Origin of the sequence: Noviherbaspirillum autotrophicum (assembly GCF_000818395.1) — a bacterium.
Classification (GTDB): Bacteria; Pseudomonadota; Gammaproteobacteria; order Burkholderiales; family Burkholderiaceae_D; genus Noviherbaspirillum; species Noviherbaspirillum autotrophicum.
In genome coordinates, this window is sequence record NZ_JWJG01000028.1 from 757690 (window position 1) to 780334 (window position 22645).

30 protein-coding genes are annotated in these 22645 nt (G+C 57.7%); 27 read left to right on the top strand and 3 right to left on the bottom strand.

The window, feature by feature from the left end; translation table 11 throughout:
* The first annotated feature begins 1 nt into the window (after position 1).
* From rplE to dsbD, 20 genes are all read left to right on the top strand, one after another.
* Complete coding sequence (gene rplE, locus TSA66_RS04760) at positions 2-541, top strand: 50S ribosomal protein L5 (protein ID WP_040039190.1); 540 nt, start codon at positions 2-4, stop codon at positions 539-541.
* 7 nt (positions 542-548) lie between these two features.
* Positions 549-854 carry a 30S ribosomal protein S14 gene (gene rpsN, locus TSA66_RS04765; protein WP_040039191.1) on the top strand — a complete coding sequence of 102 codons (306 nt, stop codon included), beginning with the start codon at positions 549-551 and terminating at the stop codon, positions 852-854.
* Positions 855-868: 14 nt separating this feature from the next.
* Positions 869-1264, top strand: coding sequence for a 30S ribosomal protein S8 (gene rpsH, locus TSA66_RS04770; protein WP_040039192.1), 396 nt, complete (start codon positions 869-871; stop codon positions 1262-1264).
* A 10-nt stretch (positions 1265-1274) separates the two neighbouring features.
* A complete protein-coding gene (rplF, locus tag TSA66_RS04775) occupies positions 1275-1808 on the top strand; it encodes a 50S ribosomal protein L6 (protein ID WP_040039193.1) in 534 nt (177 codons plus the stop codon).
* A 12-nt stretch (positions 1809-1820) separates the two neighbouring features.
* Positions 1821-2183 (top strand): 50S ribosomal protein L18, encoded by a 363-nt coding sequence (gene rplR / locus TSA66_RS04780; RefSeq protein WP_040039194.1) that lies wholly within the window; start codon positions 1821-1823, stop codon positions 2181-2183.
* A 12-nt stretch (positions 2184-2195) separates the two neighbouring features.
* Positions 2196-2717: a 30S ribosomal protein S5 gene (gene rpsE / locus TSA66_RS04785; RefSeq protein ID WP_040039195.1), complete on the top strand. Its 522-nt coding sequence runs from the start codon at positions 2196-2198 to the stop codon at positions 2715-2717.
* A gap of 10 nt (positions 2718-2727) precedes the next feature.
* Complete coding sequence (rpmD, locus tag TSA66_RS04790) at positions 2728-2907, top strand: 50S ribosomal protein L30 (RefSeq protein ID WP_040039196.1); 180 nt, start codon at positions 2728-2730, stop codon at positions 2905-2907.
* A 27-nt stretch (positions 2908-2934) separates the two neighbouring features.
* A complete protein-coding gene (gene rplO, locus TSA66_RS04795) occupies positions 2935-3366 on the top strand; it encodes a 50S ribosomal protein L15 (RefSeq protein ID WP_040039197.1) in 432 nt (143 codons plus the stop codon).
* Between the two features lie 37 nt (positions 3367-3403).
* Positions 3404-4735 carry a preprotein translocase subunit SecY gene (gene secY, locus TSA66_RS04800; RefSeq protein ID WP_040039198.1) on the top strand — a complete coding sequence of 444 codons (1332 nt, stop codon included), beginning with the start codon at positions 3404-3406 and terminating at the stop codon, positions 4733-4735.
* Positions 4736-4776: 41 nt separating this feature from the next.
* Entirely contained in the window at positions 4777-4995 is a 219-nt protein-coding gene (gene infA, locus TSA66_RS04805) for a translation initiation factor IF-1 (RefSeq protein WP_005663428.1), read from the top strand.
* Between the two features lie 33 nt (positions 4996-5028).
* Positions 5029-5142, top strand: coding sequence for a 50S ribosomal protein L36 (gene rpmJ, locus TSA66_RS04810; protein ID WP_014004415.1), 114 nt, complete (start codon positions 5029-5031; stop codon positions 5140-5142).
* Positions 5143-5169: 27 nt separating this feature from the next.
* Positions 5170-5535: a 30S ribosomal protein S13 gene (gene rpsM / locus TSA66_RS04815; RefSeq protein WP_040039199.1), complete on the top strand. Its 366-nt coding sequence runs from the start codon at positions 5170-5172 to the stop codon at positions 5533-5535.
* Between the two features lie 42 nt (positions 5536-5577).
* Positions 5578-5982, top strand: a complete 405-nt coding sequence (gene rpsK / locus TSA66_RS04820; RefSeq protein ID WP_040039200.1) for a 30S ribosomal protein S11 — start codon at positions 5578-5580, stop codon at positions 5980-5982.
* Between the two features lie 154 nt (positions 5983-6136).
* Positions 6137-6760, top strand: a complete 624-nt coding sequence (gene rpsD, locus TSA66_RS04825) for a 30S ribosomal protein S4 (RefSeq protein WP_040039201.1) — start codon at positions 6137-6139, stop codon at positions 6758-6760.
* A gap of 97 nt (positions 6761-6857) precedes the next feature.
* On the top strand, positions 6858-7835 hold the full coding sequence (locus TSA66_RS04830) for a DNA-directed RNA polymerase subunit alpha (RefSeq protein ID WP_040039202.1): 978 nt from the start codon (positions 6858-6860) through the stop codon (positions 7833-7835).
* Positions 7836-7958: 123 nt separating this feature from the next.
* Positions 7959-8354, top strand: a complete 396-nt coding sequence (rplQ, locus tag TSA66_RS04835) for a 50S ribosomal protein L17 (protein ID WP_040039203.1) — start codon at positions 7959-7961, stop codon at positions 8352-8354.
* 173 nt (positions 8355-8527) lie between these two features.
* Entirely contained in the window at positions 8528-9460 is a 933-nt protein-coding gene (locus TSA66_RS04840) for an ATP-binding cassette domain-containing protein (RefSeq protein WP_040039204.1), read from the top strand.
* A 1-nt stretch (position 9461) separates the two neighbouring features.
* On the top strand, positions 9462-10247 hold the full coding sequence (locus tag TSA66_RS04845; protein ID WP_052452112.1) for an ABC transporter permease: 786 nt from the start codon (positions 9462-9464) through the stop codon (positions 10245-10247).
* A gap of 28 nt (positions 10248-10275) precedes the next feature.
* Positions 10276-10608 carry a divalent-cation tolerance protein CutA gene (gene cutA, locus TSA66_RS04850; RefSeq protein WP_040039205.1) on the top strand — a complete coding sequence of 111 codons (333 nt, stop codon included), beginning with the start codon at positions 10276-10278 and terminating at the stop codon, positions 10606-10608.
* A gap of 70 nt (positions 10609-10678) precedes the next feature.
* The gene (gene dsbD / locus TSA66_RS04855; protein WP_232429550.1) at positions 10679-12403 is read left to right on the top strand and encodes a protein-disulfide reductase DsbD; all 1725 of its coding nucleotides are present in this window, start codon (positions 10679-10681) and stop codon (positions 12401-12403) included.
* Positions 12404-12455: 52 nt separating this feature from the next.
* On the opposite strand, the gene TSA66_RS04860 is transcribed toward dsbD, so the two are convergent.
* The 3 genes from TSA66_RS04860 to yihA form a co-directional block, all read right to left on the bottom strand.
* The gene (locus TSA66_RS04860) at positions 12456-13541 is read right to left on the bottom strand and encodes a magnesium transporter CorA family protein (protein ID WP_040039207.1); all 1086 of its coding nucleotides are present in this window, start codon (positions 13539-13541) and stop codon (positions 12456-12458) included.
* Between the two features lie 103 nt (positions 13542-13644).
* Positions 13645-14658, bottom strand: coding sequence for a porphobilinogen synthase (gene hemB, locus TSA66_RS04865; protein WP_040039208.1), 1014 nt, complete (start codon positions 14656-14658; stop codon positions 13645-13647).
* 209 nt (positions 14659-14867) lie between these two features.
* Positions 14868-15566, bottom strand: coding sequence for a ribosome biogenesis GTP-binding protein YihA/YsxC (gene yihA / locus TSA66_RS04870; protein ID WP_040039209.1), 699 nt, complete (start codon positions 15564-15566; stop codon positions 14868-14870).
* A gap of 155 nt (positions 15567-15721) precedes the next feature.
* Here yihA and TSA66_RS04875 point away from each other — a divergent pair, with 155 nt between their 5' ends.
* The 7 genes from TSA66_RS04875 (at position 15722) to msrP (ending at position 22630) form a co-directional block, all read left to right on the top strand.
* On the top strand, positions 15722-16381 hold the full coding sequence (locus TSA66_RS04875; RefSeq protein ID WP_040039210.1) for a c-type cytochrome: 660 nt from the start codon (positions 15722-15724) through the stop codon (positions 16379-16381).
* A 76-nt stretch (positions 16382-16457) separates the two neighbouring features.
* Positions 16458-18566, top strand: a complete 2109-nt coding sequence (locus TSA66_RS04880) for a cytochrome c biogenesis protein ResB (RefSeq protein ID WP_040039211.1) — start codon at positions 16458-16460, stop codon at positions 18564-18566.
* An 88-nt stretch (positions 18567-18654) separates the two neighbouring features.
* Positions 18655-19806: a c-type cytochrome biogenesis protein CcsB gene (ccsB, locus tag TSA66_RS04885; RefSeq protein ID WP_040039212.1), complete on the top strand. Its 1152-nt coding sequence runs from the start codon at positions 18655-18657 to the stop codon at positions 19804-19806.
* 100 nt (positions 19807-19906) lie between these two features.
* The gene (locus TSA66_RS04890) at positions 19907-20290 is read left to right on the top strand and encodes a COG4315 family predicted lipoprotein (RefSeq protein WP_040042209.1); all 384 of its coding nucleotides are present in this window, start codon (positions 19907-19909) and stop codon (positions 20288-20290) included.
* A gap of 27 nt (positions 20291-20317) precedes the next feature.
* Positions 20318-20827, top strand: coding sequence for a sigma-70 family RNA polymerase sigma factor (locus tag TSA66_RS04895; RefSeq protein ID WP_040039213.1), 510 nt, complete (start codon positions 20318-20320; stop codon positions 20825-20827).
* 2 nt (positions 20828-20829) lie between these two features.
* Positions 20830-21579: an anti-sigma factor family protein gene (locus tag TSA66_RS04900; protein WP_040039214.1), complete on the top strand. Its 750-nt coding sequence runs from the start codon at positions 20830-20832 to the stop codon at positions 21577-21579.
* A 70-nt stretch (positions 21580-21649) separates the two neighbouring features.
* A complete protein-coding gene (gene msrP, locus TSA66_RS04905; RefSeq protein ID WP_040039215.1) occupies positions 21650-22630 on the top strand; it encodes a protein-methionine-sulfoxide reductase catalytic subunit MsrP in 981 nt (326 codons plus the stop codon).
* Positions 22631-22645 lie beyond the last annotated feature (15 nt).

Consider the following 22645-nt stretch of genomic DNA (forward strand, 5'->3'; position numbering starts at 1 on the left):
CATGGCCCGTCTCCAACAGTTTTATAAAGAAAAAGTCGTTGCTGACTTGACCGGCAAGTTTGGTTACAAGTCGGTGATGGAAGTTCCGCGTCTGACAAAAATCACCCTGAACATGGGTTTGTCGGAAGCCGTTGCGGACAAGAAAATCATCGAGCATGCCGTCGGCGACATGACGAAGATCGCCGGTCAGAAGCCGGTTGTTACCAAGGCGCGCAAGGCGATCGCAGGTTTCAAGATTCGCGAAGGCTATCCGATTGGCTGCATGGTGACCTTGCGTGGCGCACGTATGTATGAATTTCTGGATCGCTTGATCACCGTCGCGCTGCCGCGCGTGCGTGACTTCCGTGGCGTTTCCGGTCGCTCGTTCGACGGTCGCGGTAACTACAATATCGGTGTGAAAGAGCAAATTATTTTCCCCGAGATCGAGTACGACAAGATCGACGCGCTGCGTGGCATGAATATCAGCATCACCACGACTGCGAAGACCGACGACGAAGCGAAAGCGCTCCTCGCCGCATTTAAATTCCCGTTCAGAAACTGAGGCTGCCATGGCAAAACTGGCACTGATTAACCGTGAACAAAAGCGCGCCGACCTGGTGAAGAAGTATGCAGGTAAGCGTGCCGAGTTGAAGGCAATCATCGACGATCAATCGAAATCGGAAGAAGAGCGTTACGAAGCGCGCCTGAAGTTGCAGGCCCTGCCGCGTAACGCAAATCCGACCCGTCAGCGTAATCGTTGCACTCTGACTGGCCGCCCGCGCGGAACCTTCCGCAAGTTCGGTTTGGCCCGTAATAAGATCCGTGAAATCGCCATGCGCGGCGAGATTCCGGGTATGACTAAAGCTAGCTGGTAATAGGAGAACAAGCAATGAGTATGAGCGATCCTATCGCCGATATGCTGACCCGCATTCGCAATGCCCAAGGCGTCCAAAAGACCACGGTTGCTATGCCGTCGTCCAAAGTCAAGGTGGCGATTGCTAACGTCCTGAAGGACGAAGGTTATATCGAAGATTTTGCGGTATCCGAAGCAGAAGGTAAGGCGGAGTTGAAGATCGGTCTGAAGTATTATGCCGGCCGTCCCGTTATTGAACGCCTTGAGCGTGTATCGCGTCCTGGCCTGCGTATTTACAAAGGCAAGGATGATATTCCGCAAGTAATGAATGGCCTTGGTGTGGCGATTGTCTCCACGCCGAAGGGTGTGATGACAGACCGCAAAGCACGCGCAACCGGCGTCGGTGGCGAAGTCATTTGCTACGTGGCCTAAGGAGTGCAAGATGTCTCGTGTAGGTAAAATGCCGATTGCACTGCCGACGGGCGCTGAAGCGACCATCTCGGCAGAGAATATTACGGTAAAAGGTCCACTGGGTGCACTGACCCAGTCCCTGAATGGTCTGGTGAAGATCGAAAACAACAACGGCACGCTGATGTTTTCGCCGGCTAACGACAGCCGCGAAGCAAATGCAATGTCCGGTACGGTGCGCGCGTTGGTCAATAACATGGTCAACGGCGTAACCAAGGGCTTCGAGAAAAAGCTGTCGCTGGTTGGCGTGGGTTATCGTGCCCAAGCTCAAGGTGACAAGCTGAATCTCTCGCTCGGTTTCTCGCACCCGGTCGTTCATCAAATGCCGGCTGGCGTCAAATGCGAAACCCCGTCTCAGACGGAGATCGTGGTCAAGGGCGTCGACAAGCAGAAGGTGGGGCAGACTGCCGCCGAAATTCGTGCTTACCGCAGCCCCGAACCCTATAAGGGCAAGGGCGTCCGCTATGTGGACGAAGTGGTAACGCTCAAAGAAACCAAGAAGAAGTAATAGGGGTTGACGATGGACAAGAAACAATCGCGTCTGCGTCGCGCACGCCAAACCCGCGCGAAGATTGCAGAGCTGAAGGTGAATCGCCTGGCAGTGCATCGCACCAATCTGCACATCTACGCAAACATCATTGGCCCCGATGCCAAGGTGCTGGCCTCCGCCTCTACGCTGGAAGTGGAAGTGCGTCAAGAGCTGGCTGGCAAATCGGGCAAGGGCGGCAACGCAGCCGCCGCGGCCTTGGTCGGCAAGCGCGTGGCAGAGAAGGCATTGAAAGCCGGTATTTCGGAAGTCGCGTTCGACCGTTCTGGTTTCCGCTATCACGGTCGCGTGAAAGCGGTTGCTGATGCAGCACGCGAAGCCGGTCTGAAGTTCTAAGGAAGAATCGTCATGGCAAAAATGCAAGCAAAGACGCAGCAAGGCGAAGAGCGCGACGACGGCCTGCGCGAGAAGATGATTGCGGTCAACCGCGTGACCAAAGTGGTCAAGGGTGGTCGTATCATGGGTTTCGCAGCACTGACCGTGGTTGGCGATGGCGATGGCCGCATCGGCATGGGTAAGGGTAAGTCGAAGGAAGTGCCCGTCGCTGTGCAGAAAGCAATGGAAGAAGCGCGTCGCAAGATGATCAAAGTGACGCTCAAGAACGGCACTCTGCAGCATACCGTCACTGGGAAGCATGGCGCCTCCACCGTGATGATTTCGCCGGCAAAAGATGGTACCGGCGTTATCGCGGGTGGCCCGATGCGCGCTATTTTCGAAGTGATGGGCGTAACTAATGTTGTGGCAAAGTCGTATGGCTCGACTAATCCGTACAACATGGTTCGTGCAACGCTGAATGGTTTGGCCAATATGAGCACTCCTTCGGAAATTGCAGCCAAGCGCGGCAAGTCTGTCGAAGAAATTTTTGGTTAAGGTGGTCCAGATGGCAAACACAATCAAAGTGAAACTGGTCAAAGGTTTGATCGGGACACGTCAGGACCATCGTGCCACTGTTCGCGGTCTCGGTCTGCGTCGTGTCAACTCGGTTTCCGAGCTGCAGGATACGCCGGCGGTTCGTGGCATGATCAACAAGGTTTCGTATCTCGTGAAAGTGGTGTCGTAAGCGTTACGCTTGCGAACGGAGCAAATCATGGAATTGAATAACATCCTACCGGCAGACGGTGCAAAGCACGCTAAGCGTCGCGTCGGGCGCGGTATTGGCTCAGGTTTGGGTAAAACCGCTGGCCGCGGCCATAAAGGCCAGAAATCGCGTTCCGGCGGTTTCCACAAAGTTGGCTTCGAAGGCGGTCAGATGCCGCTGCAACGTCGCTTGCCTAAACGTGGTTTCAAATCGCTGGCAACGCCATTCAAAGCGGAAGTCCGCTTGGGCGATTTGGAAACGTTGCCGGTCGCAGAGATCGACATGCTGGCGCTGAAGCAGGCTGGACTGGTTCCCGAGCTGGCACGCGTTGTTCGCGTCATCAAGGCTGGCGAGCTGACCAAGAAAGTGACAGTGAAGGGCCTGATCGCCACCAAGGGTGCAAAGGCTGCCATTGAAGCTGCTGGCGGTTCGGTTGCTTAAGTACGTAAATCAGTACGCAGTTTGTTCGGAGCAATAATTGGCGACGAAACCCCAACTGGCGAAGAGTGCGGCAAGCGGTTTTCCATGGGGCCGTTTGTGGTTCCTGCTTGCTGCGTTAGTCGTGTACCGTATCGGTGCGCACATTCCGGTTCCTGGCATTGACCCGAACCAGTTGTCGCAGTTGTTCAAGCAAAACCAGGGTGGCATCCTTGGCATGTTTAACATGTTCTCGGGTGGTGCACTGTCGCGATTCACGATTTTTGCGCTTGGTATCATGCCGTATATTTCGGCGTCGATCATCATGCAGCTGATGTCGATTGTTGCGCCACAACTGGAAGCGCTAAAGAAGGAAGGCGAAGCTGGTCGCCGCAAGATCACGCAATATACGCGGTACGGCACATTAGTGTTGGCCACGTTCCAGGCGCTTGGTATTGCGGTGGCATTGGAATCGCAGCCTGGTTTGGTACTGGATCCGGGTCTTGCGTTTCGCTTTACGACCGTTGTGACGCTGGTCACTGGAACCATGTTCTTGATGTGGTTGGGTGAGCAGATTACCGAGCGTGGTCTGGGTAACGGCATCTCAATTATCATTTTTGCGGGTATTGCTGCAGGGCTGCCGAACGCGATCGGCGGTTTATTCGAGCTGGTTCGTACTGGATCGATGAACGCGCTATCAGCAATCCTGATTTGCATCATCGTTGCGGCAGTTACGTACCTCGTCGTGTTCATTGAACGCGGCCAACGCAAGATTCTGGTGAATTACGCAAAGCGCCAGGTGGGTAACAAGATTTACGGTGGCCAGAGCAGCCATCTGCCATTGAAGTTGAATATGGCGGGCGTGATCCCACCGATTTTTGCATCATCGATCATCCTGTTTCCGGCGACGATCACCAGCTGGTTTACTTCCGGCGATACGAGCAACGCATTTGTTCGTTTCCTGAAAGACTTGGCTGCATCGCTCGCTCCGGGTGAACCGATTCATGCATTGTTGTATGCAATTGCGATCGTCTTCTTCTGCTTTTTTTATACCGCACTGGTATTCAATAGCAAAGAAACCGCAGACAACTTGAAGAAGAGTGGTGCATTTGTGCCAGGCATTCGCCCTGGCGACCAGACGGCTCGCTACATCGACAAGATTTTGATGCGCTTGACGCTCGCTGGCGCTGTGTACATCACGCTGGTGTGTTTGCTGCCGGAGTTTTTGATCGCCCGCTGGAAGGTTCCGTTTTACTTCGGTGGTACGTCGCTGCTGATTATCGTTGTGGTGACGATGGACTTCATGGCGCAAGTGCAGAACTATGTTATGTCGCAGCAGTATGACTCGCTGTTGCGTAAAGCGAATTTCAAGGGCGGAATGCCAACGCGATAAACTCGTATCGCGAACTCCACCCAAGGGAACGAAGAGACGGCATGGCAAAAGACGACGTTATCCAGATGCAGGGCGAGATTCTCGAGAATCTTCCGAATGCAACGTTTAGAGTGAAGTTGGAAAACGGGCATGTGGTACTCGGGCATATTTCCGGCAAGATGCGTATGAACTATATCCGCATTTTGCCTGGTGATAAGGTGACGGTGGAATTAACACCCTACGATTTGAGCCGGGCACGAATTGTGTTCCGTACAAAGTGATAAGTAACCAAAGCTGAAAGAAAGAGGGCAAAAATGAAGGTGCTCGCGTCAGTCAAGCGGATTTGCCGCAACTGCAAAATCATCAAGCGCAAAGGCGTTGTTCGTGTCATTTGCACCGAACCGCGTCACAAGCAGCGCCAGGGTTAATTAACGTTATTGATCGAGGAATAACGAATGGCACGTATTGCAGGGGTGAATATCCCCAATCACCAACACACCGTTATCGGCCTGACCGCCATTTTCGGTATTGGCCGTCCGCGCGCGCAGGAAATCTGCGAGCAGACCGGTGTTTTGACCACGAAAAAGGTCAAGGATCTGGACGATAACGAGCTGGAAAAACTGCGCGACGCAATTGGCAAGTTCGTCGTCGAAGGTGACCTGCGTCGTGAAGTCTCGATGAACATCAAGCGTTTGATGGATCTGGGCTGCTACCGTGGCCTGCGTCATCGCAAGGGTCTGCCGTGCCGTGGTCAGCGTACACGCACCAATGCGCGTACTCGCAAGGGCCCGCGTAAGGCAGCTCAGTCGCTGAAGAAATAATCCAGCACAGTTTGACTCGTAGTCGGATTCAAGGAAATTAACATGGCAAAAGCCCCTAACGCAGCCGCAGCAGCGCGCGTGCGCAAGAAAGTTAAGAAGAATGTTGCAGAAGGCGTGGCACATATTCACGCGTCCTTCAACAACACCATCATTACCATTACCGACCGTCAAGGTAACGCGCTTTCTTGGGCGACTTCCGGCGGTGCAGGCTTCAAGGGTTCGCGCAAATCGACTCCGTTCGCAGCGCAGGTCGCCGCTGAAGCCGCTGGTCGGGTGGCAATCGAGTGTGGCGTAAAGAACCTCGAAGTTCGCATCAAGGGGCCAGGCCCCGGCCGCGAATCCGCTGTTCGTGCACTCAATGGTCTCGGCATCAAGATTACGCAGATTCAAGACGTGACCCCTGTGCCGCATAACGGCTGCCGTCCGCCGAAGCGCCGTCGCATCTAACTCGCGCAGTTGAGGAAGTTGCAGTAAAATGCCCGCCAACGAAACTTGGCGGGTTTTGTTCTTAAGACCACTGTCTGGTTGCAGCAGGATCAGACTAGCGCCTGACAAATCAGCTCGATTTGGTCGGGGCGTCATTCAATAAAAGGAAATTAACGTGGCACGTTATATTGGACCGAAAGCTAAACTCTCCCGCCGTGAAGGCACCGACCTGTTCCTGAAGAGCACGCGTCGCTCGCTGGATTCCAAGTGCAAACTGGATTCCAAGCCTGGCCAGCATGGCCGTACTTCTGGCGCTCGTACCTCCGATTACGGCAACCAGTTGCGTGAAAAGCAGAAGGTCAAGCGCATGTACGGTATTCTCGAGCGCCAGTTCCGCCGCTATTTTGCGGAAGCTGATCGTCGTAAGGGCAATACCGGCGAAAACCTGCTCAAGCTGCTGGAATCGCGTTTGGATAACGTCGCTTACCGTATGGGCTTTGGCTCGACTCGCGCAGAAGCGCGTCAGCTGGTTAGCCACAAAGCGCTGACGGTGAACGGCGAAGTCGTGAACATCGCGTCGTATCTGGTGAAGACCGGTGACGTGGTTGCCGTGCGTGAAAAGGCCAAGAAGCAGGCACGCATCATCGAAGCACTGTCACTGGCCGAGCAGAGCGGTATGCCATCCTGGGTGTCGGTTGACGCCAAGAAGATGGAAGGTACCTTCAAGTCGCTGCCGGATCGCAGCGAAATTGCAAACGACGTCAATGAATCTCTGATCGTCGAATTGTATTCCCGCTAATTCCGCAATTCTTGCCCACCTCGCCGAGGTGGGTTTTTTAGGTAATGCCATCAGCCTTATCGGTGTAACGAGCCGAGGGTATTGAAGAGGACATTTCATGCAAAACAGTCTGTTGAAGCCCCGTATTATCGAAGTCGAGGCACTTGGTGCCGGTCACGCCAAAGTCGTGATGGAGCCGTTTGAACGTGGCTATGGCCACACCCTTGGCAACGCGCTGCGCCGTGTGCTGTTGTCGTCGATGGTGGGCTACGCGCCGACCGAAGTGACGATCGCCGGCGTCGTGCACGAGTACTCCTCGTTAGACGGCGTGCAGGAAGACGTTGTCGATATGTTGCTGAACCTCAAGGGCGTCGTGTTCAAGCTGCACAACCGAGATGAAGTCACGCTAACCCTGAAGAAGGAAGGCGAAGGTGCGGTGCTGGCTTCGGACATCGATCTGCCGCACGACGTCGAGCTCATCAATCCGGATCACGTGATCGCTCACCTGACTGCCGGCGGCAAGCTGGACATGCAGATCAAGGTCGAGAAGGGCCGCGGCTATGTGCCGGGGAACGTGCGCCGTCTGTCGGAAGATGCGAACAAGACTATCGGGCGTATTATTCTTGATGCGTCGTTCTCGCCGGTGCGCCGCGTGTCCTACGCAGTCGAATCCGCCCGTGTGGAACAGCGTACCGACCTCGACAAGCTGGTGATGAACATCGAAACTAACGGCGTGATCTCGCCGGAAGAAGCGATTCGTCAATCGGCACGCGTGCTGGTCGATCAGCTGAACGTTTTTGCTGCTCTGGAAGGCACCGAGGCAGCGGCCGAGGCGCCATCGCGTGCACCGGCAGTCGATCCAATCCTGCTGCGTCCGGTCGACGATCTGGAGCTGACCGTCCGTTCGGCAAACTGCCTGAAGGCCGAGAACATTTACTACATCGGCGACCTGATTCAGCGCAGCGAAAACGAACTGCTCAAGACCCCGAATCTGGGTCGCAAGTCCCTTAACGAAATCAAGGAAGTGCTGGCGTCGCGCGGCCTGACCTTGGGTATGAAACTCGAAAACTGGCCGCCGGCCGGCTTGGAGAAGTAATCGAATGGGAGCATATCGCTCCCATTCACTCTGTAGTAGTAACCGTAAGATACCGGCCCGCGTTCGGCGAATGCTGATCGATAGAAGAGCTGGACCTAAAACTCAAAACTGAAAGGAAATAACATGCGTCATCGTCACGGCCTCCGTAAGCTGAATCGCACTTCGTCGCACCGCCTCGCCATGCTGCGTAACATGACCGTTTCACTGCTGCGTCACGAAGCGATCAAGACCACGCTGCCGAAGGCAAAAGAACTGCGCCGCGTTGTCGAACCGATTCTTACCCTCGGCAAGACCGACAATCTGTCGAACAAGCGTCTGGCATTCAACCGCCTGCGCGATCGCGAAATCGTCACCAAGCTGTTCTCTGAGCTCGGCCCGCGTTACGCTGGTCGTAATGGTGGTTACCTGCGCATCCTGAAGATGGGTTTCCGTCAGGGCGACAATGCACCGATGGCATTCGTCGAACTGGTCGATCGTCCGGAAGTCAGCGACGCTGCAGAAGTTCCGACTGCGGAATAAGCACCTGACGCTCATTGAGCGAAGCAGATCGAAAAAGCCAGGCGACGCCTGGCTTTTTGCTTTTTTACTGATGTCAGCAGGTTAGGAATTGCGGCCTCGTCCAAGCTTTGTGCTCTATGCCAGCATCGTGTTTATGGCAAGATGTTTCTTTTTGATTGAAGTACTGGTGCAGTATGACTGAAGCCGGCATTCTGTCCGTCGTAAATTTGCGTAAATCGTATGGAAATGGCGCGTCGCGGCACACGGTGGTGGACGGTCTTTCGTTCGAGTTGCGGCGCGGTGAGTGTTACGGATTGCTGGGGCCGAACGGCGCAGGAAAAACAACGACCTTGCGTCTGTGCCTCGGACTGACTGCACCTGACGGCGGGGAGATCAGCCTGGTCGGACAACGTGTTCCGGACCAAGCGCGCTCGGCGCGGTTGCGTGTCGGCGTGGTGCCGCAGGCTGACAATCTCGATCCGGATTTCACGGTCGCGGAAAACCTCCTGGTGTTCGGCAGGTATTTCGGAGCGCGCGATGATGAGATCTGCGCGCGCATCCCGAAGCTGCTCGAGTTCGCCAACCTCACGGCCAAGAAGGATGCGCAGATCAGCGAGCTGTCGGGTGGGATGAAGCGCCGCCTGACGCTGGCGCGCGCGCTGATTAACGACCCCGATCTGATCTTCATGGACGAGCCGACCACCGGTCTTGACCCGCAGGCGCGGCACATGATCTGGGACCGCCTGAAGACCTTGCTCGGCGAAGGCAAGACGATTGTGTTAACTACCCACTTCATGGATGAAGCAGAGCGCCTGTGCAATCGGCTGGCGGTGATCGATCACGGTCAGATGATCGCAGAAGGGTCGCCGCGCGATCTTATTGCGCAACATATTGAAGCCGAGGTGGTCGAAGTGTACGGTGACAATGCGCGCGCGTGGGGCAGCGATGAAGGCCGATCCAAGTCGGCGCGAATCGAAATCAGTGGCGAAACGATATTTTGCTATACCAATGACGCGCAACCCTTGCTGCAAAGCTTGCACGAGATGCAAGGTGTGCGGTATTTGCACCGTCCAGCCAATCTGGAGGATTTGTTTTTGAAGCTTACCGGCCGCGAAATGAGGGATTGAGATGGCGGCATCGACTTTTGCATTTCCCGATTTTTCACTGCGGTTTTTCCCGATTTGGCGGCGCAATTTCCTGGTCTGGAAGAAGCTGGCGTTTGCTAGCATCATTGGCAATATCGCTGAACCGTTGATTACGCTGGTGGCATTTGGGTACGGCTTGGGCAGTCTGCTGCAGTCGGTGAATGGCATTCCCTATATCCAGTTCCTGGCATCAGGTTCAATCTGCATGTCGATCATGATGGCGGCCTCGTTCGAGTCTTTGTATTCGGCGTTTTCGCGCATGCACGTACAGAAGACTTGGGATGCACTATTGAATGCGCCGCTGGCGCTGGACGACGTAGTGCTGGCTGAAATGCTGTGGGCAGCCAGCAAGTCGCTTTTTTCTGGCATCGCGATCCTGCTGGTGATTTTCATGCTCGGCATCGGACTGCATCCGCACACGCTGGTAGTGCTGCCGTTGATGTTTTTGATCGGCATGACTTTTGCCTCGATCGGCTTGATCATGAATGCCGTCGCCCGCGGGTACGATTTCTTTACCTACTATTTCACGCTGGTGTTGACGCCGATGATTTTTTTATCGGGCGTTTATTATCCGACGACGCAATTACCGCCGTGGCTGCAGCTCATTTCAAAGCTGTTACCGCTGGGCGCAGCGGTGAACCTGGTGCGGCCGCTGATTCTTGGCGAATGGCCTCCCACGCCACTGGCCGATGTCGCGGTACTGGTTGTCTACTGCGTTGTCGGTTTTTATATAGCGACGATTTTTACGCGACGTCGCCTGCTGAAATAACGGTCAGTTTTGAGCGCAAGAGCCGACTATGCAACAAGCACTCCTGGTATGGACAAACCTCCCCGACGACGAATCTGCGCAAGCGATGGCGCGAGGATTGGTGGAGCAGCGCCTGGCGGCCTGCGTGAACGTGGTGCCGGGCGTGCGTTCAGTCTATCGCTGGCAGGGAGTTGTGGAGCAGGCGAGCGAGGTCACCTTGATGATCAAGACGACGCCGGCGCGCTACGCCGCGTTGGAAAGCGCGATCAAGTCCGCGCATCCCTACGAGGTGCCGGAAATTATCGCAACGCCGGTGGTGGCCGGCTTGCCAGTCTATCTTGACTGGGTGGCACGAGAAACACAAAAGGAAATCGATGTATAACCTATCCATAAGACGCATACTTGCTCACGTGCCGTACACGAGCCTGCGCACCATCCCCATATATGTGTCAATGGTCTTTGTCGTTCTCTGGACGCTATCGATGGCACCACTTGCCCGTGCCGCGGATGATTTTCTCGACCCGGAGAAGGCTTTCCAGTTTTCCGCAAAAATGGTCGACGCCAGGACAGCCGAGGTGACATACAAAATTGCGGATGGCTACTACATGTATCGCGAGCGCTTCGCCTTCAAGGCAGACGGCGGCACGCTCGGCGAACCGGTAGTCCCGCCGGGGAAGGTGAAGTTCGACGAGACGTTTCAGAAAAATGTCGAAACCTATCATCAGGGCGTGACGATCAGGGTGCCGGTTGAAGCGGATGGGGCTTTTACCCTGAAGGTGACCGGCCAGGGCTGCGCCGACAAGGGATTGTGCTATCCACCGATGGAATCGCAGGCGACGTTATCGCCGAACGGCGTCATGCCGCTTGCAGCGACGGGCGGGACGAGTAAGGCGATCTCCGGCGAGGCGCAGGATTCCGAGATGGGCCGAATCGAGGCCGCGCTTAAGAGTGGCCGCCTGATCGCCATCCTGCCGCTCTTCCTGCTGCTGGGCATCGGCTTGTCGTTCACGCCATGCGTCTTGCCTATGGTGCCGATTCTGTCGTCGATCATCGTCGGCGAAGGAGCACGGGTGAGCCGTGGGCGCGGCTTTGCGCTGTCGACGGCGTATTCGCTTGGCATGGCGCTGATCTACACCGCGCTTGGCATTGCAGCCGGCCTGGTCGGCGAAGGGCTGGCCGCGACGCTGCAGAATCCATGGGTGCTGGGGGCATTTGCGATGTTGATGGCAGTCCTGTCGCTGTCGATGTTCGGCGTCTACCACTTGCAGGTGCCGGCCGTGATTCAGCACAAGCTGATGAAAGTATCCGACCGCCAGGCCTCGGGCAAGATGATTGGCGTGTTTGCGATGGGCGCTATTTCTGCACTCATCGTCGGCCCCTGCGTGGCGGCACCGTTGGCCGGAGCGCTGCTTTACATCAGCCAGACGCGCGATGTGGTGATCGGCGGCAGTGCGCTATTTGCGATGGCCATCGGCATGAGCGTGCCCTTGCTGTTGATCGGCGTGTCCGCCGGCGCCTTGCTGCCGCGTGCAGGGGCATGGATGGAGTCGGTGAAGTTCTTCTTTGGCGTACTGATGCTTGGGCTGGCGCTGTGGATCGTGTCGCCGGTGCTTCCCGGCTGGTTGCCGATGCTCGGCTGGGCAGTGCTGGGCATCGGCTATGGGGCCTACCTCGTTTGGCTCAAGCAGTGGGGCTGGGTGTCCAAGGTGGTCGGCGTATCGTTTGCGGTTTTGGGCCTGGTGCAACTGGTAGGCGCGGCCACCGGCGGACGCGACGCGCTCGCACCGCTGGCCCATCTGTTAAGCCCGGCGAAGAAGGCTGAATTTGCCCGGGTGAAGTCGGTGCAGGAACTCGATGCCGCAATCGCGCGTGCCAACGGCAAGACGGTCATGCTCGATTTTTATGCCGACTGGTGTGTCTCGTGCAAAGAAATGGAAAAGCTGACATTCAGCGACCCACGGGTTCAGGGGCAATTCGCCGATATGGTGCTGGTCCAGGCGGACGTGACGGCCAATAACGAGGATGACAAAGCGCTGCTCAAGCGTTTCAAGCTGTTCGGCCCGCCCGGCATCATTTTCTTCGACAAGCAAGGGCGCGAGATTCGGGACGCTCGGGTGATCGGCTACCAGGATGCGGACAAGTTCCTGGGCTCGCTGCATCATGCGAAAAATCGTTGAACGCTTATCTTTCGCGGAAAGATAGGGCAAGCGCTCCGTGAGGAGCGCTTTTTTATTGGTCGCCGTTCAGGCCGCCGTCGTCGAGATAACGTTTTCGCCGGAAGACGAACAACAGCACCACGACGATTGCGGCCATCAACGCCATCGCAATCCAGAACCCATCCCGGCCTTTTATCAGCGGCATGTCGACGAAATTCATGCCGAAGATGCCGGTAATGAGCGTCAGCGGCATGAACAGTGCAGTAATCACCGTCAGTGTTCTCATGATTTCGCTGGTGCGGTGAGCCATCGCGGAAAAATGGATCTGTACGGCAGACTCGATCGTCGACTCCAGCCGGCGCGCATGATTGAGTACGCGCGCGATATGCTCCATGACGTCATGGGCGCGCACCAGCAATATGTCCTTGGCGCGGCCATCGCCGCTGTGGTTGTCGATCAGGTAGTCGCGCAGCTCCTGCACCGCATCGTGCTGGCCTTCAGACAACTGGTCGAGCTTGCGCAATTCGATGCGGGCGTCGAGCAGCGCCGTCCAGTCGTTGAACAGGCTGCGGGGATTGAGCAAGGCGCGCTGCCAGCGGTCGATCTGGGCGGTCAGCGGCTGGCGCAGGTCGAGGTATTGGTCAACCATCGCATTGAGCAGGCGCAGCATCAATTCTTCCGCCGTCGCGGGCGGACGGTTCGCGTATGTCGCACCTTCACGCTTGTTCCTGACTTCCAGCAGGCGGCTGCGCATTGCGTCGATCGTGCGGCTTTGCGCTGCGTGGACGGTCACCAGCGCATTGTCCATTAACAGGAAAGTGACCGGCTTGGTGTCAAGCTTGCTCAGCGCAGGCGGAATCCTGCGCTTTGCCTGTTCCGCGTCGGACTTGTCGCCATCCAGCGCAAGCTTGCGAAAGACCATCAGCGCGTAGTCCTGGGTCGCATCGAAGTAGGAGGGATGCGCGAGGTTGACGGCGTCGCTCAGGTGGAGATCGTAAATATGCACGCCCGTGGCGCGTTCGACCGTATCGCGCCAGACGGCCACGTCGGCGGCTACTTCGTCATGCGTGGCGTCCAGCCAGAGAAAACCGGGGGGCAGGGGGGCCAGAACGTCCTGCAGTTGGACGGCCTGAGTGCTGGTAATGTGAAAGATGTGCATGAATGGCGGCTGGGCGGATTGCTGCGTGCCAGCTCATTGTAGCAGCCGAGCCCGCGGCGTCGGCCGCCGCGGCTCAGCCGCCATCACGACGCCTGCAAGCGGATCAGCCCGCCTTCAGGCAGCGTGCCACGTCGCGCGCGAAATAGGTCAGTACGCCGTCGGCACCGGCGCGCTTGAAGGCGAGCATGGCTTCCATCATGGTCTTGTCATGGTCGAGCCAGCCATTTTGCGCCGCTGCCTTGATCATCGCGTATTCGCCGCTGACCTGGTAGGCGAAGGTCGGCACCTTGAACTCGTCCTTCACGCGCCGCACGATGTCGAGGTAGGGCATGCCGGGCTTGACCATCACCATGTCCGCACCTTCCGCCAGGTCGAGCGCCACTTCGCGCAAGGCCTCGTTGCTGTTGGCCGGGTCCATCTGGTACGTCGCCTTGTTGCTTTTGCCCAGATTGGCTGCGGAACCGACCGCGTCGCGGAACGGGCCGTAGAACGCCGACGCGTACTTGGCCGAGTACGCCATGATGCGGGTGTAGATATGGCCTTGCGATTCCAGCGCCGCGCGGATTGCGCCGATGCGGCCATCCATCATGTCCGACGGCGCGACGATATCCACGCCGGCCTGCGCATGCGTCAATGCCTGTCTGGTCAGGATCGCCTTGGTCTCATCATTGAGCACGTAGCCGTCGTCATTGATCACGCCGTCCTGGCCGTGACTGGTGTACGGGTCGAGCGCGACGTCGGTCAGAATGCCAAGTTCCGGGAAGCGCTGCTTCAGTTCGCGCACCGCGCGCGGCACCAGTCCCTCCGGATTAGTCGCTTCGAGGCCATCCGGCGTCTTCAGCGACGCATCAATGACAGGAAACAGTGCCATGACCGGGATGCCCAGTGCAACGCAGTCTTCGGCGACGGCCAGCAGAAGATCCACCGACAGGCGCTCCACGCCAGGCATCGATGCGACCTGCTCGCGCTGATTTTTTCCATCCAGGATGAACACCGGATAGATCAAGTCGGCGGCGGTAAGCACATGCTCGCGCATCATTGCGCGGGAAAAGGCATCCTTGCGCATGCGGCGCATGCGGATGGCGGGAAACTGTTGAGCTGACAGGGAGTGGGTCATAGCGTCTTTCGGATAATTAAAACGAGTAGCTAAACTTTTTAGAAATGTCTGAAACTTTTTTGTTCGACGTTCATCTCATGCATAGGTGATCACTCACCTCCCGCTTCTCCTCCCTGAGCGGGGCCTATCGTGGCATTAGCGATAAGGCGTTACTGCCCTGGAGATCTTCCCCTTTCTCCAGGGTTTTTTTTGTCTTCAGCAAGGGCCGCTTAATGAGCGGGATCATGCTGCATTCCCGTACTTTCCTCGTTTAACCCAAGCAATTCGACGATACGGTCGTTCGCTTCGTCAATGCCGATGCGTTTCAATGCGGAGAAAAGCTGCACGGAAAAGGGAAGTGGTTGTCCCTGCGCGTCAACATAGCTGCTCAACACGGTGCGCGCAAGCCGCAGTGCATTGGTTGAATCATTGCGATTGAGTTTGTCCGACTTGGTTAGCAGGCAATGGACCGGCTTGCCGCTTGGCGCAAACCATTCCAGCATTTGCACATCCAGGTCCGTGAAAGGCCGGCGCGCGTCCATGATCAGCACCAGTCCGGCCAATTGCGGACGGGACTGGATGTAAGTGCCAAGCAGTTGATTCCAGTGCAATTTCGCATCGCCGGGCACCTCGGCGTAACCATAGCCCGGCAAGTCGACCAGCATGCCGCGGATTTCCTCGACGATGGTCGGATCTTTCCGGTGTTGCGCGACGTGGGCGCCACCAATCGAAAAGTAGTTGATATGCTGGGTCCGTCCGGGGGTCTTGGATGCGAATGCCAGGCGCTTTTGATTGCACAGGATATTAATTGCGGTTGATTTGCCGGCATTCGAGCGGCCGGCAAAGGCGATTTCGGGAACTTGCGTTTTTGGCAAATCTCGGAGGTGGTTCACGGTCGTGAAGAAACGGGCTTGCCAAAGTAGGGACATAGATAGGTCAGAAATTGCAGCGAGAGGGGAGAAAATGCTTCAAAGCTATTGTACAATAAGGGGTTATTGCTTTGTTGCGCCGCAAAAGGCCAGTGGTGCAATAGTCAGACCGCTGTACGGGCCAGAATTTTAATATCAAGTCTCAGGGTGTTTGAATGAACCGTGCGTTTTTACCGAGTGTGAAGTCGTTGTTCGTGGCGATGTTGGCTGTTTCTTCCATCGCATACGCAGCAGAAGAAAACAAGGCGCCAAAGGCTGATGCGGCCAAGGGTGAGGCGTTGTACAGCACTGGCGACAATGCCCGGAACATTCCGGCATGCGTAGCTTGCCATGGCGCTGCAGGCAATTCGACCATTGCGCAGAATCCGAAGCTGGCAGCCCAGCATGATACCTATATTGTTAAGCAACTGGCCGATTTCAAGACGCCGCAGCGTAACAATCCGGTGATGAGCTCGATTGCGAACGGCTTGACCGAGGCGGATATGAAGAATGTGGCCGCTTACCTCGACAAGCAAGCTGCCCAGCCGGGGTCTGCCAAGAGCAAGGAAACGGTTGAATTCGGCAAGAAGATCTACCGTGGCGGTATCGCCGAAAAGAACGTTCCTGCCTGCGCAGGTTGCCATGGCGCCAGCGGTGACGGTATCCCGGCGCAATTCCCGCGCCTGGCCGGCCAGCATCAGGAATACACGGCTGCGCAGCTGACGGCATTCCGCGCCGGCACGCGCAAGAACAGCCCGCAAATGACAACTATCGCCAAGCGAATGTCCGACGAGGAAATCCAAGCTGTGGCAGACTATGTCGCTGGCTTGAAGTAATCCAATAATAGCGGGAAAAAAATGATGGAGGGGGTGGCTAAAGCCGCCCCCTTTTTTCTTTTGGAAGTAGAAATTCATGAGTGTAAGTACCTCCGGGTTGCAACTGAAGACTGAGCGCCGCTGGCTGGCGGACACGGTCGAACTGATTTCGTCGATGCGCTTTGCCATCAGCTTGCTGACTCTGATTGCGGTCGCATCGGTGATCGGCACCGTGCTCAAGCAGAACGAGCCGATGCCGAACTATGTCAACCAGTTCGGGCCGTTCTGGTTCGAGGTATTCGGCAAGCTCGGGTTGTATGCCGTCTATTCGGCTTGGTGGTTCCTGCTGATCATGGCATTCCTGGTGGTATCGACGTCGCTGTGCATTGCTCGCAATACGCCGAAGATGCTCAAGGACATGCGCAGCTGGCGCGAAAACGTGCGCGAGCATTCGCTGCGCAACTTCCATCACAAGCTGGAGTGGACCTCGTCGGCGCCGCTTGCCACGCTGACCAAGCAATTGGCCGAACGCGTTGCGGGCGATGGCTACCAAGTGAAGGTAGTCGACAAGAAGGAGGCGGTGCTGATCGCCGCCAAGCGTGGCGCCGCCAACAAGTGGGGCTACATTTTTGCGCATAGCGCGATCGTCATCATTTGTATCGGCGGCTTGCTCGATTCCGATCTGCCGATCCGCTTTCAGGAGTGGTTCGGCAATAAGACGCCGTTTGCCGGCGGCGGCATCATTTCCGACATTCCGCAGCAGCATCGTCTGAGTCCGAACAATCCGACTTTCCGAGGCAATACCTTCATTCCGGAGGGCGCCACCAGCAGCACCGCCATCATTGCCCGGCAAAACGGCGCGCTGGTACAGGACTTGCCGTTCTCGATCGAGCTGAAGAAATTCATCATCGAGCATTACTCGACCGGCATGCCCAAGCTGTTCGCCAGCGAGGTCGTGGTGCACGACCGTGAAACCGGCAAGTCTTTCCCGGCAACGATCAAGGTCAATGAACCCCTGATCTACAAGGGCGTTGCAGTCTATCAGTCGAGCTTTGACGATGGCGGCAGCAAGCTCAAACTGCTTGGCTATCCGATGTCCGGAGCGCAGCGCGAAACCATTTCCCTGGCAGGCGAAGTCGGCGGCACCACATCGCTCGGCAATCGGACCGGGGAAGACTATACGATTGAATGGTCGGGCTTCCGCCCGTTTAACGTCGAGAACATGGCGCAGAGCGGCCAGGATGTGCGTGCGGTCGATGCCAACAAGAGCTTCAATGAAAAATTCGCCGCCGGCCTGGACAAGCAGCTCGGCTCCGGGGCGAAGAATGCAAGCAGCAAGGACTTGAAAAACGTCGGCCCCAGCGTGCAGTACAAGCTGCGCGACAAGACCGGACAGGCACGCGAGTATCACAACTACATGCAGCCTATGCTGCTCGACGGCGCCTATGTTTTCCTGACCGGCATGCGCGATTCGCCCAACGAACCGTTCCGCTATCTGCGCATTCCGGCTGACGACAATGACAGCGTCGACGAATGGATGCGCCTGCGCGCCGCGTTGTTCAATCCGCAATTGCGCGAGCAGGCGGCGGCGCGTTATGCGCTGCATGCCTTGCCCGATTCCAAGGGCGATACGGAAAGGCTGCGCACCCAGTTGCAGAAGTCTTCTGTGCGCGGGTTGGAAATCTTTGCCGGCGAGGGAAAAGAAGGCGGCTATATCGCCGTGTCGAGATTCCTGGAAAAGCTGCCTGCGGCCGAGCAGGAAAAGGCGGCCGAGGTATTCATGCGCATCCTCAACGGCAGCATGTGGGAGTTGTGGCAAGTGGCACGCGAGAAGGACGGCTTGCAGCCAAACGCCGCCGACGACAAGCACGGGCGCTTCCTGCAACTGGCAACGAATGCGATCTCGGATGCATTTTTCTATGGGGCACCGGTCTATCTGCAACTCAAGGAGTTCCAGGAAGTCAAAGCGTCCGTGTTGCAAGTGACGCGCTCGCCTGGCAAGAAAGTCGTGTATCTCGGCTGCCTGTTGCTGACGCTTGGCGTGTTTGCCATGTTCTATATTCGCGAGCGGCGCCTGTGGATCTGGCTGAAATCGGATACGGATGGCAAATCGCATGCGCTGATGGCCATGAGCACGCAGCGCAAGACACTCGACTTCGAGAAGGAATTCGAGGTGCTGAAAGCGCGGCTGGCGCAATCGGGGTAAGCTGTCGGCCAAGGCATCTCGCTGTAGCAATATCGTCGTAGCACAATGTCACTCCGGCCGGTTGCCGGACGTGGCGTGGAGAAAAGTAATGGAATTGACACAATCGCAAATCTATTCCCCGCCGCCGGGCTTTTTCAGGCGCCTGTCGGTCTTGGACTGGGTGTATGGTGCGGCACTGGCAGCCGGCGCGCTGTTTGCGCTGAGCCGTTTCGGCGCGTACATGGATTACTACGAAAAGGCGATCCTGGTGCTGTCCGCGCCGACCTTTGCCTGGCTCGGATGGCACTGGAAGCCGGTGCGCTGGCTGATCGCGCTGCTGGCGATATTGGCGTTGTCGTCGATCTCGCTGTATGGCGGCGTGCTGGATGCGGCCAACCAGAAGTTCCTGCTCAAATATGGATTGTCCAGCCAGTCCGCCGTGCTGTGGATGAGCACGCTGTTTTTCCTGTCGACGCTGTTCTACTGGGGCGGCCTGCTGACCCGATCCGGCTTCGGCGGCGCCGTCGGCAGCAAGTTGTGCTGGGCAGCGGTGGTGATGGGTTTCACCGGCATGCTGGCGCGCTGGTACGAGTCCTATCTGATCGGTACTGACGTTGGCCATATTCCGATTTCGAACCTGTATGAAGTGTTCGTCCTGTTTTCGCTGATCACCGCGCTGTTCTACCTGTATTACGAGCAGCATTATGCGACGCGCCAGCTGGGGCCGTTCGTGCTGCTGGTGATTTCGGCGGCGGTCGGCTTCCTGCTGTGGTACACAGTCAACCGCGAAGCATCGCAGATTCAGCCGCTGGTGCCGGCGCTGCAGAGCTGGTGGATGAAGATCCACGTGCCGGCCAACTTCATCGGCTACGGCACGTTCTCGCTGGCGGCGATGGTGTCGGCGGCCTATCTGCTGAAATCGAAAGGGGTGTTTGCCGATCGTCTGCCGACGCTCGAAGTCCTCGACGACGTGATGTACAAGGCGATTGCCGTCGGTTTCGCCTTCTTCACGATTGCCACCATTCTCGGCGCGCTGTGGGCGGCCGAAGCATGGGGCGGCTACTGGTCGTGGGACCCGAAGGAAACCTGGGCGCTGATCGTCTGGCTCAACTATGCGGCGTGGCTGCACATGCGCCTGATGAAAGGCTTGCGCGGGCAAGTGGCCGCTTGGTGGGCCTTGATCGGCTTGCTGGTCACTACGTTCGCTTTCCTTGGCGTGAACATGTTTTTGTCCGGCTTGCATTCCTACGGGCAGCTTTAACAAAATTTTCATGGGGATGGAATAAATCCTCGCGCCCGATTGTTTACCAATTGTGCAAGTTGCATCCGCACGCGTGATCAACCAGTCAAGCGAGGATCCCATGAAAACTGTTTCCGCATTTATCGCAACTGCTGCGCTGGCCGCCCTGGCTGGCTATTCGAATATCGCAGCGGCCGCGACTCCGGCCAAGGTGTCGGATGGCGTACTGACGACGCCAGCCGGCATGACCCTGTACACCTTCGACAATGATGCGGCAGGCAGCGGCAAGAGCGCCTGCAACGGCCCCTGCGCCACCAACTGGCCGCCCTTGCAGGCCGAGGAGGGGGACCAGCCCAGCGGCGACTACAGCATCGTCAAGCGCGACGACGGCAAGAAACAGTGGGCGTACAAGGGCAAGCCGCTGTACCAGTGGGCCAACGACAAGAAGCCGGGCGACAAGACGGGTGACGGCGTCAAGAACGTCTGGCACGCCGCCAAGCCGTAACGCCCGTCAAGTCCATTCCGCCGCCCGATGTCCGACTTCGCCGATGCGCTGGCGCTGCAGATTCCGCGGCTGCGGCGCTATGCGCGCGCATTGACGCACGATGTAGCCTGGGCCGACGATCTGGTGCAGGACACACTGGAGCGCGCGCTGCAGCGGCGCTGGCTGTTCCGGATCAACAGCAACCTCACCGCATGGCTGTTAACGATGCTGTACCGCCTGTATCTCAATGAGGCGAAGCGGCGCACCAGGGTGGCGACAGCGGACGACGACGCGGCAGAACCGGCAGCGCAGGACGATCCCGCGCTGCAACTCGACATGCGGCGCGCACTCGACAGCCTGAGCCCCGAGCAGCGCGCGGTGATTCTCCTGATCGGGCTGGAACAAATGAGTTACCAGGAAGCGGCCGAAGTGCTCGACATCCCGCTCGGCACGGTCATGTCGCGCCTGACCCGCGCCCGCACCGTGCTGCGCAAGCTGCTGTCCGATCAGCCCTTGTCGGCGCCCGACAGTACTCCCCACCTTACCCGGATCAAGTAAACATGAGTTCTCCCATCGGCGAAATCGATCTGCATGCCTATGTCGATGGGCAGCTGGACCCGGTGCGGCGCGCCGAAGTGGAAGCCTACGTGGCCGCCCACGCCGAAGCCGCAACGACCATCCAGGCATTGCGCCTGCAGAATCTGGCGCTGCACAGGCACTACGATGGCGTGCTGAATGAACCAGTACCGTTGCGCCTGACGCATGCGCTGCGGCCGTGGCATCGCCCGCGCGCCGTCGCGGCGGGCTTGGCCTGGCTGGCATGTGGTCTGGCGGCTGGCTGGTTCGCACGCGCCTGGAGCCCCGCGCCCGCAGGGCCGGCCGTCTTCGCGCAAAAGGCTTTGGCCGCGCATGTCCTGTACGTGGTTGAAAAGCGGCATCCGGTCGAGGTGCCGGCAGAACAGGAAGCGCATCTGGTGGCATGGCTGTCCAAGCGATTGGACGCGCCGATCCGCGCGCCCGACCTGCAGCAGCAAGGTTTTTCGCTGCTTGGCGGACGGCTGCTGCCGGGCGAGGAGAATGCGCCGCTGGCCCAACTGATGTACGAGACGGCGAATGGCGAGCGCCTGACGCTGACCGTCAAGCATGCGGCGCGGTCGCAGCCGGAAACCGGCTTCAGGCTGATGGAACGCGACGGCAACAGCGTGTTCTACTGGGTGGACCGCGATTATGGCTATGCATTGTCAGGAAATATCGGCAAGCAACGCATGTTGACGGTGGCGCACACCATCGATGCGCAGCTTCGCCGTTGAGCAAATCGGTGTAAGGTTATTCCGTCTTGCCTAGACCAAGGCCTACCGCACCGCCACTTCGGGACTTGCCATGTTAATCAAACGTAATCCGAACGGAATCGACCTTCCCTTTGCCTCCGAAATCACGCCGCGCGCCGTGTTCGAGTCGCGCCGCAGTTTCATCAAGCAGCTGAGCGTGGGCGCGCTCGCCGGCGGCGCCATTGCCGACATGCTTGTGCGCGAGGCCTTTGCACAGCCTTCCGATGCCAGAAAACTCGTGGCCGCGCCCAATTCGTCCTACCGCGTGATGGACAAGCCGACCGCATACAAGGACGCGACCACCTATAACAATTTCTACGAATTCGGCACCGACAAATCCGATCCGGCCCAGTATGCGGGCGCGATGAAGACCAGCCCGTGGACTGTCGCCGTTGAAGGCGAGATCAAAAAGCCGCTCACACTCGACCTCGATGCGCTGCGGAAGCTCGCACCGCTGGAAGAGCGCATCTACCGCCTGCGCTGCGTCGAGGGCTGGTCGATGGTGATCCCGTGGATCGGCTATTCGCTGTCCAACCTGATCCGCAAGGTCGAGCCGACGGGCAATGCGAAATACATCGAGTTCACGACGCTGGCCGACAGAAAGCAGATGCCGGGCGTCGGCAGTCCGGTGCTGGAGTGGCCGTATGTGGAAGGGCTGCGGCTCGATGAAGCGAACCATCCGCTCGCGCTGCTCACGCTGGGTATGTACGGCGAGGTGCTGCCGAACCAGAACGGCGCGCCAGTGCGTGTGGTGGTGCCGTGGAAGTACGGCTTCAAGTCGGCCAAGTCGATCGTCCGCATCCGCTTCACGAAAGACCAGCCGCGCACGGCCTGGAACATTTCTGCGCCGCGCGAATACGGGTTTTATGCCAACGTCAATCCGGAAGTCGACCATCCGCGCTGGTCGCAGGCAAGCGAGCGGCGCATCGGCGAAGACGGGTTCTTCACGAGGAAGCGTAAGACGCTGATGTTCAATGGCTACAGCGATGTGGCGTCGCTCTACACCGGCATGGATTTGAAGAAATTCTTTTAAATGCCGGGGATGACA

What these genes read in the sequence shown, in the direction of transcription:
- rplE (WP_040039190.1), top strand. Translation starts at nt 2, where the DNA reads ATGGCCCGTCTCCAACAGTTTTATAAAGAAAAAGTCGTTGCTGACTTG.
- rpsN (WP_040039191.1), top strand. Translation starts at nt 549, where the DNA reads ATGGCAAAACTGGCACTGATTAACCGTGAACAAAAGCGCGCCGACCTG.
- rpsH (WP_040039192.1), top strand. Translation starts at nt 869, where the DNA reads ATGAGTATGAGCGATCCTATCGCCGATATGCTGACCCGCATTCGCAAT.
- rplF (WP_040039193.1), top strand. Translation starts at nt 1,275, where the DNA reads ATGTCTCGTGTAGGTAAAATGCCGATTGCACTGCCGACGGGCGCTGAA.
- rplR (WP_040039194.1), top strand. Translation starts at nt 1,821, where the DNA reads ATGGACAAGAAACAATCGCGTCTGCGTCGCGCACGCCAAACCCGCGCG.
- rpsE (WP_040039195.1), top strand. Translation starts at nt 2,196, where the DNA reads ATGGCAAAAATGCAAGCAAAGACGCAGCAAGGCGAAGAGCGCGACGAC.
- rpmD (WP_040039196.1), top strand. Translation starts at nt 2,728, where the DNA reads ATGGCAAACACAATCAAAGTGAAACTGGTCAAAGGTTTGATCGGGACA.
- rplO (WP_040039197.1), top strand. Translation starts at nt 2,935, where the DNA reads ATGGAATTGAATAACATCCTACCGGCAGACGGTGCAAAGCACGCTAAG.
- infA (WP_005663428.1), top strand. Translation starts at nt 4,777, where the DNA reads ATGGCAAAAGACGACGTTATCCAGATGCAGGGCGAGATTCTCGAGAAT.
- rpmJ (WP_014004415.1), top strand. Translation starts at nt 5,029, where the DNA reads ATGAAGGTGCTCGCGTCAGTCAAGCGGATTTGCCGCAACTGCAAAATC.
- rpsM (WP_040039199.1), top strand. Translation starts at nt 5,170, where the DNA reads ATGGCACGTATTGCAGGGGTGAATATCCCCAATCACCAACACACCGTT.
- rpsK (WP_040039200.1), top strand. Translation starts at nt 5,578, where the DNA reads ATGGCAAAAGCCCCTAACGCAGCCGCAGCAGCGCGCGTGCGCAAGAAA.
- TSA66_RS04830 (WP_040039202.1), top strand. Translation starts at nt 6,858, where the DNA reads ATGCAAAACAGTCTGTTGAAGCCCCGTATTATCGAAGTCGAGGCACTT.
- rplQ (WP_040039203.1), top strand. Translation starts at nt 7,959, where the DNA reads ATGCGTCATCGTCACGGCCTCCGTAAGCTGAATCGCACTTCGTCGCAC.
- TSA66_RS04840 (WP_040039204.1), top strand. Translation starts at nt 8,528, where the DNA reads ATGACTGAAGCCGGCATTCTGTCCGTCGTAAATTTGCGTAAATCGTAT.
- TSA66_RS04845 (WP_052452112.1), top strand. Translation starts at nt 9,462, where the DNA reads ATGGCGGCATCGACTTTTGCATTTCCCGATTTTTCACTGCGGTTTTTC.
- cutA (WP_040039205.1), top strand. Translation starts at nt 10,276, where the DNA reads ATGCAACAAGCACTCCTGGTATGGACAAACCTCCCCGACGACGAATCT.
- dsbD (WP_232429550.1), top strand. Translation starts at nt 10,679, where the DNA reads ATGGTCTTTGTCGTTCTCTGGACGCTATCGATGGCACCACTTGCCCGT.
- TSA66_RS04860 (WP_040039207.1), bottom strand. Translation starts at nt 13,541, where the DNA reads ATGCACATCTTTCACATTACCAGCACTCAGGCCGTCCAACTGCAGGAC.
- hemB (WP_040039208.1), bottom strand. Translation starts at nt 14,658, where the DNA reads ATGACCCACTCCCTGTCAGCTCAACAGTTTCCCGCCATCCGCATGCGC.
- yihA (WP_040039209.1), bottom strand. Translation starts at nt 15,566, where the DNA reads ATGTCCCTACTTTGGCAAGCCCGTTTCTTCACGACCGTGAACCACCTC.
- TSA66_RS04875 (WP_040039210.1), top strand. Translation starts at nt 15,722, where the DNA reads ATGAACCGTGCGTTTTTACCGAGTGTGAAGTCGTTGTTCGTGGCGATG.
- TSA66_RS04880 (WP_040039211.1), top strand. Translation starts at nt 16,458, where the DNA reads ATGAGTGTAAGTACCTCCGGGTTGCAACTGAAGACTGAGCGCCGCTGG.
- ccsB (WP_040039212.1), top strand. Translation starts at nt 18,655, where the DNA reads ATGGAATTGACACAATCGCAAATCTATTCCCCGCCGCCGGGCTTTTTC.
- TSA66_RS04890 (WP_040042209.1), top strand. Translation starts at nt 19,907, where the DNA reads ATGAAAACTGTTTCCGCATTTATCGCAACTGCTGCGCTGGCCGCCCTG.
- TSA66_RS04895 (WP_040039213.1), top strand. Translation starts at nt 20,318, where the DNA reads ATGTCCGACTTCGCCGATGCGCTGGCGCTGCAGATTCCGCGGCTGCGG.
- TSA66_RS04900 (WP_040039214.1), top strand. Translation starts at nt 20,830, where the DNA reads ATGAGTTCTCCCATCGGCGAAATCGATCTGCATGCCTATGTCGATGGG.
- msrP (WP_040039215.1), top strand. Translation starts at nt 21,650, where the DNA reads ATGTTAATCAAACGTAATCCGAACGGAATCGACCTTCCCTTTGCCTCC.